Genomic DNA, 13,792 nt, shown 5'->3' on the forward strand with positions numbered 1-13,792 from the left:
ACCTCGACGGCCCCGGTAGCCTGTCCCGGTGAGGTTCTGCAGCAGGTGGGTCGTGCGTGGCCAGTGGCACGAGGTCTGCCTCTACGAGGACTTCTTCCTGTACCGCACCCGTCCGGCCGACAGCACCGCGCCTCCGGAGGAGCACCGCGTCGAGAACGGCGACATCGCCGACATCGGGGTCGACCGCGAGGGGCCGCTCTGGGGCATCACGCTCACCGTGACGACCGGGGAGTCGCGGACGGTGCCGTGCCCGGCGACCATCGCCGCGCCCCTGCTGCTGCGCTGGCACACCCGCGACTGAGACCCCCCGGCGCTACGCGGCGCCCACCAGCAGCTCGCCGGGCTCGGCCCCCTCGGCGCCGAACTCGATGCGCCGGTTCGCGACCTTCTCGCTGAAGAACCGGTCGTGGCTGACGACGACGACCGCCCCGGGGAAGTGCACGAGGGCCCGCTCCATCACCTGCGTGCTGGCCATGTCGAGGTGGTTCGTCGGCTCGTCGAGCAGCAGTACGGAGGCGCCGGAGAGCAGGCACTGCGCCATCGCCACGCGGGCGCGCTGACCGCCGGAGAGCGCGCCGATGCGCTGCTGGAGGTCGGCCTCGGAGAACTGGAACATGGCCAGGAAGCGCGCGACGGACTTCCGGGTGGCCTTCAGGGCCAGGCTGTCGGGCATCGCGTTGACCGAGTGCGTCACCGTGTCGGCGTCGTCGAGCTCGGCGAGCACCTGGTTGTACGAGACGACCTTCGCGCCGCCGGCCCAGTCGACCCGGCCGCGGTCGGCCGCCTCGGTGCCCTCGAGCACCCGCAGCAGCGTGCTCTTGCCGCTGCCGTTCGAGCCCACGACGACGATGCGGTTGCCCCTGCGCACCTCGAAGCCGAGGTCGTCGAAGAGCGTCTTCTCGCCGTAGGCCTTGCCGAGCCCCTCGACGCGGCAGAGCACGTCCTTCACGTGCAGCCCGCCGTAGATCTCGGTGATGATCTGGTCGACGGGCCGAGGGGTGCGCTGCTTCTTGATCTTGGCGAGGTCCTTCGTGAGGCCCCCCGCGCCTCCCTGCTTCTGCGCCTTCGCGGCCTTGACGGCCTCGCGACGGTCGCTGATGCCCTCGGCCTCGAAGGCGAGCAGCTCGTTCTCGTGCGCGAACTGCTGCTCGAGGGTCTTCAGCCGGAACTGCTTCTGCACGACGTACTCGGCGAAGGCGCCGGGGTACTCGTGCAGGTGGAAGTTCTCGACCTCGACGATGCGGGTGACGACCGCGTCGAGGAACTGCCGGTCGTGCGAGACGACGATCGCGGCGCCGCGGAAGTCGCGGAACCACTGCTCGAGCCACTCGACGCCGGCCACGTCGAGGAAGTTCGTCGGCTCGTCGAGCAGCAGCACGTCGGGCGCCTCGAGGACGATCTTCGCGAGGGCCGCGCGGTTGCGCCAGCCGCCGCTCAGCGCGTCGATCGGGCTGGTGCGGTGCGCCGCGTCGAAGCCGAGCACGGTGAGGGCGGTGTCGACGTGACGGCGGTACTCCCAGCCGTCGAGCCGGTCCATCTCGGCGAAGAGCTCGGACTGCCGCTCGATCAGGCGCGTGAGCTCGTCGCCCTGGTCGGGGTCGACGGCGACCACCGCGATCGCGGCGTCGATCTCGGCGAGCTCGGCCTCCATGGCGCGGACGTCGTCGAAGAGGCCCTCGAGCACCTCGGTGACGGTGGCCGTGCCGTCGAGCTCGCTGAACTGCGAGAAGTAGCCGAGCCGCAGGCCGTCGTCGACGGTGACCGTGCCCTCGTCGGGCTGCACCTGGTCGAGGGCGAGCTTCAGCAGGGTCGACTTGCCGGAGCCGTTGCGCCCGATCAGGCCGACGCGGTCGCCGGGCTCGAGGCGGAAGAAGGCCTCGCGCAGCACCGGCCGCTGCTCGTAGCGCACGGTGACGTCGTTCAGGCGGATGAGGCTCATGCCCACCAGTCTCGCAGCCTGCGTCGGAACACTGGACCGGGCCGGGGCGTTGCACCCCCCGGAGCCGTGCGCACCACTCCGGGTGCGTCCCCGCTCCGAACTGGAGGCACCATGACCACCGAAGACCACGACCACGCACCCACCCCCGACGCCCTCGCCCGCCTGACGCCCGAGCAGCGCCGCGTCACCCAGGGCGGCGGCACGGAGCCCGCGTTCCGCAACGAGTTCTGGGACTCCCACGAGGCGGGCATCTACGTCGACGTGGTCAGCGGCCAGCCGCTCTTCGCCTCCGTCGACAAGTTCGACAGCCGCACCGGCTGGCCGAGCTTCACCCGGCCGATCGACGCCGAGAACGTCGTCGAGCGCCGCGAGGGCATGTTCTTCGCCCGCCGCACCGAGGTCAGCTCGGCGGGCGCCGGCAGCCACCTCGGCCACGTCTTCCCCGACGGCCCCACCGCGACGGGCGGCCTCCGCTACTGCATCAACTCGGCGGCCCTCCGCTTCGTCCCCCTCACCGCACTCGAGACCGAAGGATACGGTTCGTACATGACGCTCTTCTCCCCTGAGTCCACCCCCGCCCCCAGCGGAACGACCGAGACCGCGATCCTCGCGGGCGGCTGCTTCTGGGGCGCGCAGCAGCTGCTCCGCCGCCGGCCCGGCATCGTCTCGACCCGCGTCGGCTACTCCGGCGGCCACGTCGCGAACGCCACGTACCGCAACCACGGCGGCCACGCCGAGGCCGTCGAGATCGTCTTCGACCCGGGCATGACCTCGTACCGCGAGATCCTCGAGTTCTTCTTCCAGATCCACGACCCGTCGACGAAGGACCGCCAGGGCAACGACATCGGCGACTCGTACCGCTCGGCGATCTTCTACACCTCCGACGAGCAGCGCGAGACCGCCCTCGACACCATCGCCGACGTCGACGCGTCGGGCCTGTGGCCGGGCAAGGTCGTCACCGAGGTGACCGCCGCCGGCGACTTCTGGGAGGCCGAGGAGGAGCACCAGGACTACCTCGAGAAGCTCCCCAACGGCTACACCTGCCACTTCGTCCGGCCCGGCTGGGTGCTGCCGAAGCGCGAGCAGGCCGTCAGCGCGAGCTGAGCCCGGGCCCCGCGGTGCGGGGCCGCAGGTCTGCGGGAGGCGCGGTGCCGGTCATGCCGGCACCGCGCCTCCCGTGCGTGTGCGCGGCGACCGCCTCCGCACCTGGTAAGCAGGGGGCATGCCCCTCGATGTCGCCGCCCTCCGCTCCGCCTTCCCCTCGCTCGGCTCGGGCATCGCCCACTTCGACGGCCCGGGCGGCACCCAGACGCCGCTCGTCGTCGGCGAGGCCATCGCCCGAGCGATGACGCAGCCCACCTCCATCCGCGGCACGAGCACCCTCGGCGAGCGCAACAGCGAGGCCACGGTCCAGGCGTTCCGTGCCGCCTACGGCGACCTGCTCGGTGTGCCGGCCCGCGGGGTCGTCCACGGCCGGAGCGCGACGCAGCTGACCTACGACTTCTCGCGCCACCTGTCGGCTGGCTGGGGCCCGGGCGACGAGGTCGTCGTCTGCCGGCTCGACCACGACTCGAACGTGCGCCCCTGGGTGCAGGCCGCCGAGGCCGTCGGCGCGACCGTCCGCTGGATCGAGTTCGACCCCGCCACCGGCGAGCTCGACCACGCCTCGGCCGCCGTCGCCATCACCGACCGCACCCGCGTCGTGGCCCTGACCGCCGCCTCCAACCTGCTCGGCACGCAGCCCGCCGTCCGGGCGATCGCTGACCGCGCGCACGCCGCCGGCGCCCTGGTCTGGGTCGACGCCGTGCACTTCGCGGCGCACGAGGTCGTCGACCGCGAGGCCCTCGGCGCGGACTTCGTCGTCTGCTCCCCCTACAAGTTCTACGGCCCGCACTGCGGCGTGCTCGGCGCCGACCCCGAGCTGCTGGAGGGCCTCCGGCCCGCGAAGCTCCTGGCGTCGACCGACGTGGTGCCCGAGCGGTTCGAGTTCGGCACCCTGCCCTACGAACAGCTGGCCGGGGCCACGGCGGCCGTCGACTTCCTCGCCGCGATCGCCCCGGGCGACGCGACGACCCGCCGCGAGGCGATCGTGGCGTCGATGCGGGCCTGCCACGAGCACGAGGGCGGGCTGCGCGCCCGGCTGGAGGCGCGCCTCCTCGCCGTCCCCGGCCTGACGCTGCACTCGCGGGCGGCGCGGCGCACGCCGACCCTCTACGTCACGATCGCCGGGCGCCGCATGCGCGAGCTGTCGGCGCACCTCGCGACGCGCGACGTGCTGGCGCCGTCGGGGCACTTCTACGCGATCGAGGCCTGGCGCGCGATGGGCCTCGACGACGAGACCACCGGGCTGCGGATCGGGCTCGCGGCGTACACGGACGACTCCGACGTCGACCGGCTGCTGGCGGGCGTCGAGGAGTTCGTCGCGGCCTGACACCGCTCACGCCCGCCGCGCGCGTCCAGGCCGGACGGCGGGCGAGTTCGACCTGGACGGGCGGTCGTGCACGCCCGAGCGCGTCGAACTCGCCCGCTCAGCGGGAGGCGAGTCGCGCAACGGCCGTCAGCGCGAGGCGACTCCCCCGGGCGGGCGACGGGTCGGGGCCGCGGCGGCGCGGCGCTTGTCGACGACGGCGGTCACGGCCGAGCCGAGCAGCAGGACGAGGATGCCCAGGGTGACGACGGCGGCCCCCAGGACGATGAGCGCGATGATGAACGTTTCCACCCCCCGATCCTGACGGAGGCGCAGGCGCCGCGGCAAGGACCCGCGGCGGATGCCCAGGCCGGCGGGCCCCTCAGGCTCCGCAGGCCGAGGTGGCCGACAGGCTGAGCCCCTCCGCGGTCCCGCGGATGGTCGCGCCGGCGACGCCCGACGCCCCGCTCGCCTCCGGCGCCCAGATGTCGAGGCCGAGCGCCCGGTCGACTGGGCGCAGGCCCTGGTCGGTCCAGCTCGCCGTGACGGCGTCGAACGGCTCCTGGGCGTCGTCGACGCGGAGGAACACCGGCGCGACGACCCAGCCCCGCACGCGGACCCGCGACGTGCCCTCGCACTGCTCGCGGCCGTCGACGGCGACGACCGCCTCGACGCCGGTGAGCGCGACCGAGGCGTCCAGGAACGCCCGCACCGCCGCCTCCTCCTCCGTCAGGTCGGGGGTCGCGATCTCGGCCTCGGTCAGCGGCGCGGGAGGGGCGTCGGGCATGATCCGCGGGACGGAGGGAGGCGGCGGCGACCCGAGCGGGAGGCCCAGCCAGCCGTCCACGTCGCGGTCGACGCCGGCCACACCCGGCGGGGAGACGGTGAAACCGGTGCGGTCGCGGGTCCCGGCGTCGGCCTCCTCGTCGGTGGTCGCGGCGAGCTCCTCGGCGACCGACACGACCTCACGGGTCTCGACCCTGAGCGTCGGGCCGACGGGCCCGGCCACGGGGTCGGCGACGGAGAGGCTCACCGACATGAGACGACCCGCCGCGAGCTGGGCGTCGAGACGGTCGAGCAGAGCCGGCCCCGGGCTCGTCGGCCCCACCCCGAGGTAGGCGGAGTCTCGGGTCAGGCTGGTGCGCAGCCCGTCCGTCAGCGGCCTCACCGCGTCGACCGTGGCGCGGAGGCTCGCGGAGGCGGCGAGCTCGACCTGGGCGGAGTGCCGGTCGACGACGACCGACTCGACCTCCGGCACGCGTCGGAGCTCGTCGGCGAGGGTGACGGAGGCGGCGTCCAGGACGTCGAGGGTGGCGGCCGAGGTGCCCTCGCCCGCGGGCAGGTGCAGGTCGAGCACGACAGCCGCCCGCCTCACGCCCCCGAACGCGGCGCGGTCGAGGTCGTCGGCGAGGTCGATGTCCGGCCCGTCGGCCGTCACGGCGACCCGGGCGATCCAGTGGTGGGGGTCGTCCTTGGCGTCGACCTGCGAGAGGTCGGTCTCGACTCCGGCGACGCCGTCGACCGCGCGGAGACGGTCGGCGAGGGCCGCGAGCGACTCCTCCGAGCCCTCCGGCGGCGGCACGAGCAGCAGCGAGCAGGCGCTCAGCGAAGCTGCGACGAGGGCCACGCCGACGGCCCCGGCGAGGGTGCGACGGACACGACGGAGGCGGGGCAGCGGCATCACCTCAGCCTAGGAAGACGCGGGCCGCCGCTCGTCGCCCGGGAGGAGGACGGGCGTCCCCCTCCCGGTGGAGCGTCGGGCTCAGCCCCGCCAGAACTCCCGCACCGCGTCGAGCACCTCGTCGGCCTGGCGCCGCCCAGCCTCGGCCGCGGGGCCGCGGGTCGCACCCGAGAGGGAGTTCGCGCCGAACGCCGCGAGCGCCGCGTCGTCGGCCTGGATCACCATGACCTCGCGACCGGCCGCCTGCCGCGCCGCGACGACGCCCGGCAGGGTCGGCCCGAGCGGCGACTGCGCCAGCTCGGGGCCGCACGACAGCACGAGCACCCGCTCGGCGGCGTCGGCGACGTCGGCGTTGGTGCCGGAGCGCACGCCGCCGTCCATCGTCGGCCGGCCGTCGACCTCGACGGTCGGCCAGACGAGCGGCACCGAGCAGCTGGCCGCGACGGCCACGTGCAGGGGGACGCCGGAGTCGCGGGTCAGCACCCGGAACTCGCCGTCGGTCGCGTCGACGGTGCAGACCGCCAGGTCGCCCGCGGGCCACGGGGTGTCGGCACCGAGCCGCTCGCGCATGGTCGTCACCAGCTCGGGCTCGTCGCCGGTGACGGGCACCTGCCGGGCGAGCGCGCCCAGGCGGGCCCGCGCCTCCTCGGGGCTGGCGGCGCCGGCCACGGCCTGGCCGACGCGGTCCAGGAAGTCGCCGCCGTCGAGGGCGGCCTCGGGGGTCGCGCCGGCCGGCAGCAGCTGCTCGCGGTAGGCGTCGGCGACGCCGCCCAGGCGGAGCGTCGTGCCGACGACCGAGCCGGCGGACGTGCCGACGACGAGGTCGGCGTCGGCGAGGGGCACGCCGGCCTCGAGCAGGCGGGCGAGCACGCCGACCTCCCACGCGATGCCGGTGATGCCGCCGCCGCCGAGGACGAGGGCGGTGCGGGGGGACGAGGGTGCGGTGTCGGTCACGGGGCTCCTCCAGACGATGACGGGGTTACCGTCACGCTACGACCCCCGGCCGAGGAGCGCTCCCAGCGAGCGCGACCGGGCGACCCCGAGACGGCCCCGGGCGCACCGGAGGGGGCCGGGCCACCCAGGCCCGACCCCCTCCGGGCCTGTCAGCGCCCTGCGGGGCGCTGCTGACGAACCCCCCGAAGGGCCGTCAGACCGTCACCTCGTCCCGCAGGTCGGAGGCGAGGGCGACCGTGCGGGACTGCGCCGGGCGACCCAGCGCCCGGAACTCCCAGCCCTTCGCACGGTAGTCGTCGGCGTCGAGGGCGTGGCGCCCGTCGACGACGCGTCGGTGGCGCACGAGCTGCGCCAGGTCGTCGGGGTCGGCGTCGCGGAAGACCTGCCACTCGGTGAGGAGCGCCACGGCGTCGGCGTCGACGACGCAGGCCATCATGCTCGACGCGTAGGTGAGGTCCGGGTAGAGGCGGTGCGCGTTCTCGTTGGCCTCGGGGTCGTAGACCGTGACGGTCGCCCCCTCGAGGTAGAGCATGCGCGCCACGTCGAGCGCCGGGGCGTCGCGGACGTCGTCCGAGTTGGGCTTGAACGCGGCGCCGAGGCAGGCGATGCGCTTGCCGGCGAGGTCGCCGCCGACCATCTCGCGGATGAGGTCGACCGTGCGCACGCGGCGACGGTTGTTGATGCTGTCGACCTCCTTGAGGAAGGAGACCGCCTGGCCCACGCCGAGCTCGTCGGCGCGGTGCGCGAAGGCGCGGATGTCCTTCGGCAGGCAGCCGCCGCCGAAGCCGAGGCCCGGCTTGAGGAAGCGGCCGCCGATGCGGGAGTCGTACGAGAGCGACTGCGCGAGCAGGTTGACGTCGGCGCCCGTGGTCTCGCAGACCTCGGCCATCGCGTTGATGAACGAGATCTTCGTGGCGAGGAACGAGTTCGCGGCGACCTTGACGAGCTCGGAGGTCGCGAGGTCGGCGACGACCAGGGGCGTGCCCTCCTCGAGCACGGGCGCGAAGGCCGCGGAGAGCTGGCGCTCGGCCCACTCCGACTGCACACCGAAGACGAGGCGGTCGGGGTGCATGGTGTCCTGCACGGCGAAGCCCTCGCGGAGGAACTCGGGGTTCCAGGCGAGCTCGAGCTCGGCGCCGAGCGGCGAGAGCGACTGCACGAGCTCGGTGAGGCGGCTCGCGGTGCCGATCGGCACCGTCGACTTGCCGACGAGGAGCGCCTTGCGGGTGATGCGCTTGGCGAGCTCGCCGAAGGCCGAGTCGACGTAGCGCATGTCGGCGGCCATCGAGCCGGGCGTCTGCGGGGTGCCGACGCAGATGAAGTGCACGTCGCCGAACTCGGCGGCGGCGTCGAAGTCGGTCGTGAAGGTGAGGCGGCCGCTGTCGAGCGCCTCGCGGAGCTTCTCGGGCAGGCCGGGCTCGTAGAACGGCACGGTGCCGGCGGCCAGGGCCTCGACCTTGGCGACGTCGACGTCGACGCCCATGACCTCGTAGCCGAGGACGGCCATGCAGATGGCGTGGGTGGCGCCGAGGTAGCCGGTGCCGACGACGGTCAGGCGGGGCTTCTCGACGATGGGCAGCGGGGCGGAGCGGGTGATCGGGTCGGACAAGGGGTGCCTCCAGGCGGGTGTGGGTGAGCGGACCGTGCCGAGCGGTTCAGGTGCCCGGCAGGGTCACAGGAGGACGCCGTCGCCGGGCGTTCAGGGCGCCCGGCGGGGCGCGGTGCTGCGTTTCGGGCGCAGCGGGGGTGCATCGCAGGTGCGGTGCGGGTGGAGCACGGTGATCCGTGGTGCGGGTGATCGGGCGGTGCAGGTGATCTGGCGGTGCGGGTGGTCAGGCGGTGCGGGTGATCGGGTGGTGCGGTCGGTGGCCCGTGGGGGCGGGGAGGGGCCGGGGCCCCGGAGGCGCGGGCGGGGTCAGCGCGCGCACTCCACGTTCCAGTCGCCCTCGCCGGCGCCGGAGACGGTGTTGTCGCACATCACGCGGTTGCCGAGCTCGGGGGTGAGCGAGAAGCCGAAGCCGGGCCCGTCGACGTCGGCCGTGTTGCCGCTGAAGACGTTGTCGGTGCCCCAGCCCTCGAGGAGCTCGTGGGTCTGGAAGCCGTCCATCGACGACGCCGTGCCGGTGTTGCCCTCGATGGTCCAGCCGTTGCCCTTGACGTCGACCCAGGAGTCGCCCTCGGTCAGCGAGGCGCCGTCGAAGCTGTTGCCGCGCACGACACCGCCCGTGGTCCCCTCCTTGATGTCGATGTTCTCGGCCGTCGTGTCGGAGATGGTGTTGCCCTCGATGACGTTGCGGTCGGAGGTGTCGGGGTCGCCGCCGGTGATCTCGCCCCAGTTGTTCTTCGAGGTGCCGATGTAGATGCCCTCGCCGAACTTCTCCTTGCGGTTGCCGGTGTCGCTGATGGTGTTCGACGACACGACGTTGTCGGTGCTGCCGTCGCGGAGGTGGACGGCCTCGTCGCCGATGTGGTTCACGGTGAGCCCGGTGATCGTGCTGCCCACGGTGCCGTCGGCCATCAGGCCCTTCTGGCCGTTCGTGATCGTGAAGCCCTCGAGGTGCCAGTACTCGGCGCCGTCGAGGTGCATGACGTAGCCCTTCTCGACGTCGTCGCCGTCGAGGACGGCGTCGGCCGAGCCGCAGAGCGCGATCGGCTGGTCGGCCGTGCCCGACTCCGACGCGACGAAGTTGCCGACGTAGGTGCCCGGCTCCAGCTGGATGACGTCGCCGGCGGCGGCGTCGGTGAGCGCCGAGGTGAGCTCGTCCGCCGAGGCGACCGAGACGGTCGGGTCCTGGCAGACGTCGCTCGCCGTGGCGGGCGCGGCCGGGGCGGGCGCGGTGCTCGGGGTGGGCGACGCCTCCTCCAGGGGCGCGGAGGTGGCGCCGGCGGACGGAGCCCGTGACGCGCCTCCCTCGTCGTCCCGGCCGACGCCGATCGCCGTCACCGCGACTCCCCCCACGATCACGCCGGCCAGCACGAGGCCGGTCGCGGTCAGGGCGGGGTGCTTGCGGAACAGGTCGATCATGCGGTGCTTCCTCGAGGGGTGGAGGGCGGGCCGACCTCGTCACGCGAGGCCTCCCCCCGGGTGAAGGTCGACAGCGGGGCGAGGTTCGCGTAGGGGTGCACGAACCCGCGGCGGTTGCGGCCGACGCTGGTGATCGCGGTGACGAGCAGGATGAGGCCGAGGCTCAGCCACATGATGGTCAGCGGCTGGAAGATCGACCGCAGGATCACGCTGAGCGGCTTGGTGCTCCGCCAGTCGCTGTCGTCGTTGTCGGCACGGACGGCACCCTCGGTGCGGGCGGTGTCGATGGCGCTCGGGCCGCGGCCCGACACGACGTTGTCGCTGATGCTCGACCGGCCGGTGTCGCCGATCAGGGTGATGGCGTGGTTGCCGACGTCCTCGACGGTGTTGCGCGAGATCGTCGCGCCGGCGTCGCGGAGGTAGATGCCGATGTCGCCGCCGGAGATCGTGTTGCCCTTGATCGTGCCGCCGGTGCCGGCGTCGCGGAGCGCGATGCCCTGCAGCGCCGACTCCTCGATGGTGTTGTCGGTCAGGGCGACCTTCTCGGCGCCCTGGCCCACCACGATGCCGACCTCGTTGCCCGTCAGCGTGTTGCCGTCGACCTCGATGTCGGTGCCGCCGATGACCTCGACGCCGTAGCGGGCGTTGTCGCTCGACTTGCTGTTCGACAGCGAGTTGTTGCCGTAGACGCCGGTGGGCATGCCCGTCGCGCTCGGGCCCTCGGCGAGGGCGCGGCCGTTCATCGTGATGCCGTTGTGGCCGTTGCCGGTCGCCGTGAGGCGTTCGAGCACGATGCCCGAGGAGGCGCGGTTCACGTCGAACCCGTCGAGCGCGTTCCCGGTCGAGGTCGTGTTCTCGACCTCGCTGTTCGACACGTTGCGGTGGAAGACCATGCCGTCGACGAGGCTGTCCTTGATGGCGCTGTCGCGGACCACGACGCCGTCGGCGCTGGTGACGAAGAGCCCGAAGGCGTTGCCGTCGAAGGTGACGTCGCGCACCATCGCCGAGACGTAGCTGTAGCCGCTGAGGTCGGGGTCCATGTCGAGCACGCTGGCCTCGTCGGTCGGCAGCAACTCGGTGCCGAAGACCTCCGTGCTGGCGCCCTCCTCCGCGGCGGCCGCGGCCGCCGCCTCGTCGCTGGCGCTGGCGTTCGTGCCCTTGCGGGCCAGGGTGTCGGTGCCCTTGTCGGGGATGTCGGTGCCCGTCATCGAGACGCCGCCCGTCATGCCGCTCCAGAAGCCGAGGTCGGTGAAGAACGCCTTGCTCAGCTCGGCGCGGCCGCCGACGACGCGGATGTAGGCGCGGCCGTCGGAGGTGTCGGTGTCGACGGCCCCGGCGTCCGGGTCCCAGCTGCTGATGCGCGTCGGCTCGTCGTAGGTGCCGGCCACGACGAGCGAGCCGCCGAGGGTGACGATCGACGTGAACGCCTCCGAGTTCGACTGCAGGTGCAGCGTGAGGCCGTCCTTGTCGCTGAGGTCGAGCGTGGCGCCGTCCTCGACGACGATGTTCTCGCTGAGCAGCCAGCTGCCGTCGGGCTCGCGGCGGAAGGTGCGGGGCGCGAGCTCCTCCAGGTCGCTGAGCGTGTAGGGCGCGTCACGGGCGACGAGCACCAGCGTGTAGAGGTTTCCGGTGGCGAGGCGGTACGGCTTGTAGTGCGCGACGCCGCTCCAGTCGGCGGCGTTCGCGATGGCCCGCACCTCGATGAGGCGGCGGTCTTCGGTGGCCGAGACCTGCGCCTCCGCCTCCGGGTCTCCCTCGTACGACGCGACGCCGCTGGCGTCGAGGCGCTCGGAGGTCGGCTCGGACGAGCTCGACGAGCTGGACGAGCTCGGCTCGGGCGACGCGGCGGACGCGGTGCCCGCCCCGGTGAGGGCGATGCCGCCCGCCACGACGGCGGTGACGAGGACGGCGGAGGCGCAGCTCAGCGCGGTGCGGCGGCGGAGGGCGGTCATGCGGTCACCTCCTGGGCGACGGGAGCGGTCTGGGCGGAGACGGGCTGGGCGGGGGCGTGCTGAGCCGGGACGGGCTGGGCCGTGGCCGGCTGGGCGTCCGCGGTCGACGCGGCGACGGGCACGCCGACCGGCGGCGAGGCCGGGGCGGGCGGCAGGGCGCCGTGGCGGCCGGCCGGGGTGACGGCCTCGTCGGAGGGGACTCCCTCGTCGGCGGGGCCGGCGGCGTAGGCCGCCTCGCTGACGAGCGACGACGCGGTCTGGCCGTCGCCGCCGATGCGGTCGGCGTGGCGGGTCAGCCAGCCCTGCTTGTTCATCGTGATGAGCGCGAAGACCTTGATGGGCAGCGAGATGAAGATGACCACGAAGGCGACGACGGGGAGGATGAAGATGTCACCGGGGTTGCGCTTCAGGTGCGAGAACCCCCGCACGCCGCGGCTGAGCAGCACCCAGGCGAGCGTCGCGCCGATGCCGAGCGCCGTGCCGTCGATGCGGCTGAAGGCGAGGTAGCCGACCGTGAGGCCCATGGTGACCGGCGTCAGGATGATCTGCATGACCGTCACCTTGGTGACGAAGGGCACCTTCCAGAGCCAGCCCTTGGCGATCGCGGTGAAGTAGGTGCGGTACGAGTTGCGGCTCCAGCGGACGCGCTGCTTGACGAAGGCGCTGAACGTGTCGGGGAACATCGACAGGGCCTTGGCCGACGACTGGTGGACGGTCTTGTAGCCGCTGGCGAGGACGAGCCAGGTGAGGCGCCCGTCGTCGCCGGAGATGCAGCGGCGGCCGAGGAAGAACTCGTTCTCGAGGTTCTCGAGCACGGGCATCACGGCGGAGCGGCGGTAGACGGCGGTGCGGCCGGAGATGATCGCGACGGCGCCGGCGGCGCCCATGGCGGGCACGTAGTTGTAGTACCGCAGGTTGACCAGCCAGTCGGCCACGCGCCTCCACACGCTCGTGCGGCGCTGGTACACGTTCTGCTGCGTGCTGACGCCGCCCACGAGCGGGTCGGCGAACGGCTTCTGCGCGTTCTCGAGCAGGCCCGGCGTCCACGACGTGTCGGAGTCGGTCAGGAAGAGGATCTCGCCCTGGGCACGGCGGATGCCGGCGCCGAGCGCCGAGCGCTTGCCGACGTGGTGGAAGAGCACCGGGGTGACGCGCGGGTCGCCGAGGGCGATGATGCGGTCGTACGCCTCGGTGTCGATCAGGTCGAGGACGATGATGATCTCGTCCGGCCCCTGCTCGCGCCACGTCTGGAGGCAGCGCATCAGGATGTCGGGGTCCTCGTGGTACGACGGCACGACGAGCGAGGTCGTCGACCGGAAGTCGCTCTCGATCGGCTTCGCGCGGGCCGACAGGATGACCCGGTAGAGCCAGAGCAGCCAGACGATCGTGCCGGCGATGGCGATGGGGAAGTAGGGCTGGACGGTGGTGAAGACGTCGACGACGGACTGCCAGTTCAGGGCGATCTGGAAGTCGGTCGACAGAGCTGTGCCAAGGCGCATGGGTGGCGGGTCCTCGATCGGGGTTCGGGTAGGCGCACCGGTGGCCGACAGCCTCGATGAGGCGTGCCGCGGTCGGCGGCCCCCGCAGGGGCCGCCGACCGGTGAACGACCTCTCGCGAGGTGCGTGTGGTGACCGTGTCGGGATCGGAGGGAGTTCGGGCTCCCCCCGCACGGAGCGTCGAGGTTCGGGCCTCGACGCTGGGGTACCGGCGTCTGGTGCTCAAAGTAGGGACAGCGCTGTGACCACGTCAAGACTGTGCTGTGAGCCGGGCCGGGAACCATCCGCGGATGACCCGCGACCCCCGAACGGGTGATCCCTCCCCGTTCGGGGTACA

General features: G+C 73.1%; 11 protein-coding genes. 3 read left to right on the forward strand and 8 right to left on the reverse strand.

Translation table 11 applies throughout. The features are described 5' to 3' along the window. Positions 1 to 28 precede the first annotated feature (28 nt). A complete protein-coding gene (locus JOE43_RS14490; protein ID WP_209518672.1) occupies positions 29 to 301 on the forward strand; it encodes a hypothetical protein in 273 nt (90 codons plus the stop codon). 12 nt (positions 302 to 313) lie between these two features. Here JOE43_RS14490 and JOE43_RS14495 read toward each other — a convergent pair whose 3' ends face one another. After that, positions 314 to 1,939 carry an ABC-F family ATP-binding cassette domain-containing protein gene (locus JOE43_RS14495; protein WP_167259811.1) on the reverse strand — a complete coding sequence of 542 codons (1,626 nt, stop codon included), beginning with the start codon at positions 1,937 to 1,939 and terminating at the stop codon, positions 314 to 316. Between the two features lie 111 nt (positions 1,940 to 2,050). Here JOE43_RS14495 and JOE43_RS14500 point away from each other — a divergent pair, with 111 nt between their 5' ends. Together JOE43_RS14500 and JOE43_RS14505 are read left to right on the forward strand one after the other, a co-directional pair. Continuing rightward, positions 2,051 to 3,043, forward strand: coding sequence for a bifunctional methionine sulfoxide reductase B/A protein (locus tag JOE43_RS14500; protein ID WP_209518674.1), 993 nt, complete (start codon positions 2,051 to 2,053; stop codon positions 3,041 to 3,043). 118 nt (positions 3,044 to 3,161) lie between these two features. After that, positions 3,162 to 4,370 carry a cysteine desulfurase-like protein gene (locus JOE43_RS14505; protein ID WP_209518676.1) on the forward strand — a complete coding sequence of 403 codons (1,209 nt, stop codon included), beginning with the start codon at positions 3,162 to 3,164 and terminating at the stop codon, positions 4,368 to 4,370. Positions 4,371 to 4,496: 126 nt separating this feature from the next. On the opposite strand, the gene JOE43_RS14510 is transcribed toward JOE43_RS14505, so the two are convergent. From JOE43_RS14510 to JOE43_RS14540, 7 genes are all read right to left on the reverse strand, one after another. Beyond that, positions 4,497 to 4,658: a hypothetical protein gene (locus tag JOE43_RS14510; protein ID WP_156370064.1), complete on the reverse strand. Its 162-nt coding sequence runs from the start codon at positions 4,656 to 4,658 to the stop codon at positions 4,497 to 4,499. Positions 4,659 to 4,728: 70 nt separating this feature from the next. Then, complete coding sequence (locus JOE43_RS14515; protein WP_209518678.1) at positions 4,729 to 6,027, reverse strand: hypothetical protein; 1,299 nt, start codon at positions 6,025 to 6,027, stop codon at positions 4,729 to 4,731. A gap of 81 nt (positions 6,028 to 6,108) precedes the next feature. After that, positions 6,109 to 6,981 (reverse strand): patatin-like phospholipase family protein, encoded by an 873-nt coding sequence (locus tag JOE43_RS14520; protein WP_192126280.1) that lies wholly within the window; start codon positions 6,979 to 6,981, stop codon positions 6,109 to 6,111. Positions 6,982 to 7,174: 193 nt separating this feature from the next. Further along, on the reverse strand, positions 7,175 to 8,590 hold the full coding sequence (locus JOE43_RS14525) for a UDP-glucose/GDP-mannose dehydrogenase family protein (protein WP_255354163.1): 1,416 nt from the start codon (positions 8,588 to 8,590) through the stop codon (positions 7,175 to 7,177). A 306-nt stretch (positions 8,591 to 8,896) separates the two neighbouring features. Next, positions 8,897 to 10,006, reverse strand: coding sequence for a nitrous oxide reductase family maturation protein NosD (locus tag JOE43_RS14530; protein WP_209518680.1), 1,110 nt, complete (start codon positions 10,004 to 10,006; stop codon positions 8,897 to 8,899). Further along, positions 10,003 to 11,958, reverse strand: a complete 1,956-nt coding sequence (locus JOE43_RS14535) for a right-handed parallel beta-helix repeat-containing protein (protein WP_209518682.1) — start codon at positions 11,956 to 11,958, stop codon at positions 10,003 to 10,005. Before JOE43_RS14535 ends, JOE43_RS14530 begins: the two co-directional genes overlap by 4 nt. Continuing rightward, the gene (locus JOE43_RS14540) at positions 11,955 to 13,457 is read right to left on the reverse strand and encodes a glycosyltransferase (RefSeq protein ID WP_209518683.1); all 1,503 of its coding nucleotides are present in this window, start codon (positions 13,455 to 13,457) and stop codon (positions 11,955 to 11,957) included. Before JOE43_RS14540 ends, JOE43_RS14535 begins: the two co-directional genes overlap by 4 nt. Positions 13,458 to 13,792: the final 335 nt, after the last annotated feature.

It is taken from the genome of Frigoribacterium sp. PvP121 (assembly GCF_017833115.1).
Classification (GTDB): domain Bacteria; phylum Actinomycetota; class Actinomycetes; order Actinomycetales; family Microbacteriaceae; genus Frigoribacterium; species Frigoribacterium endophyticum.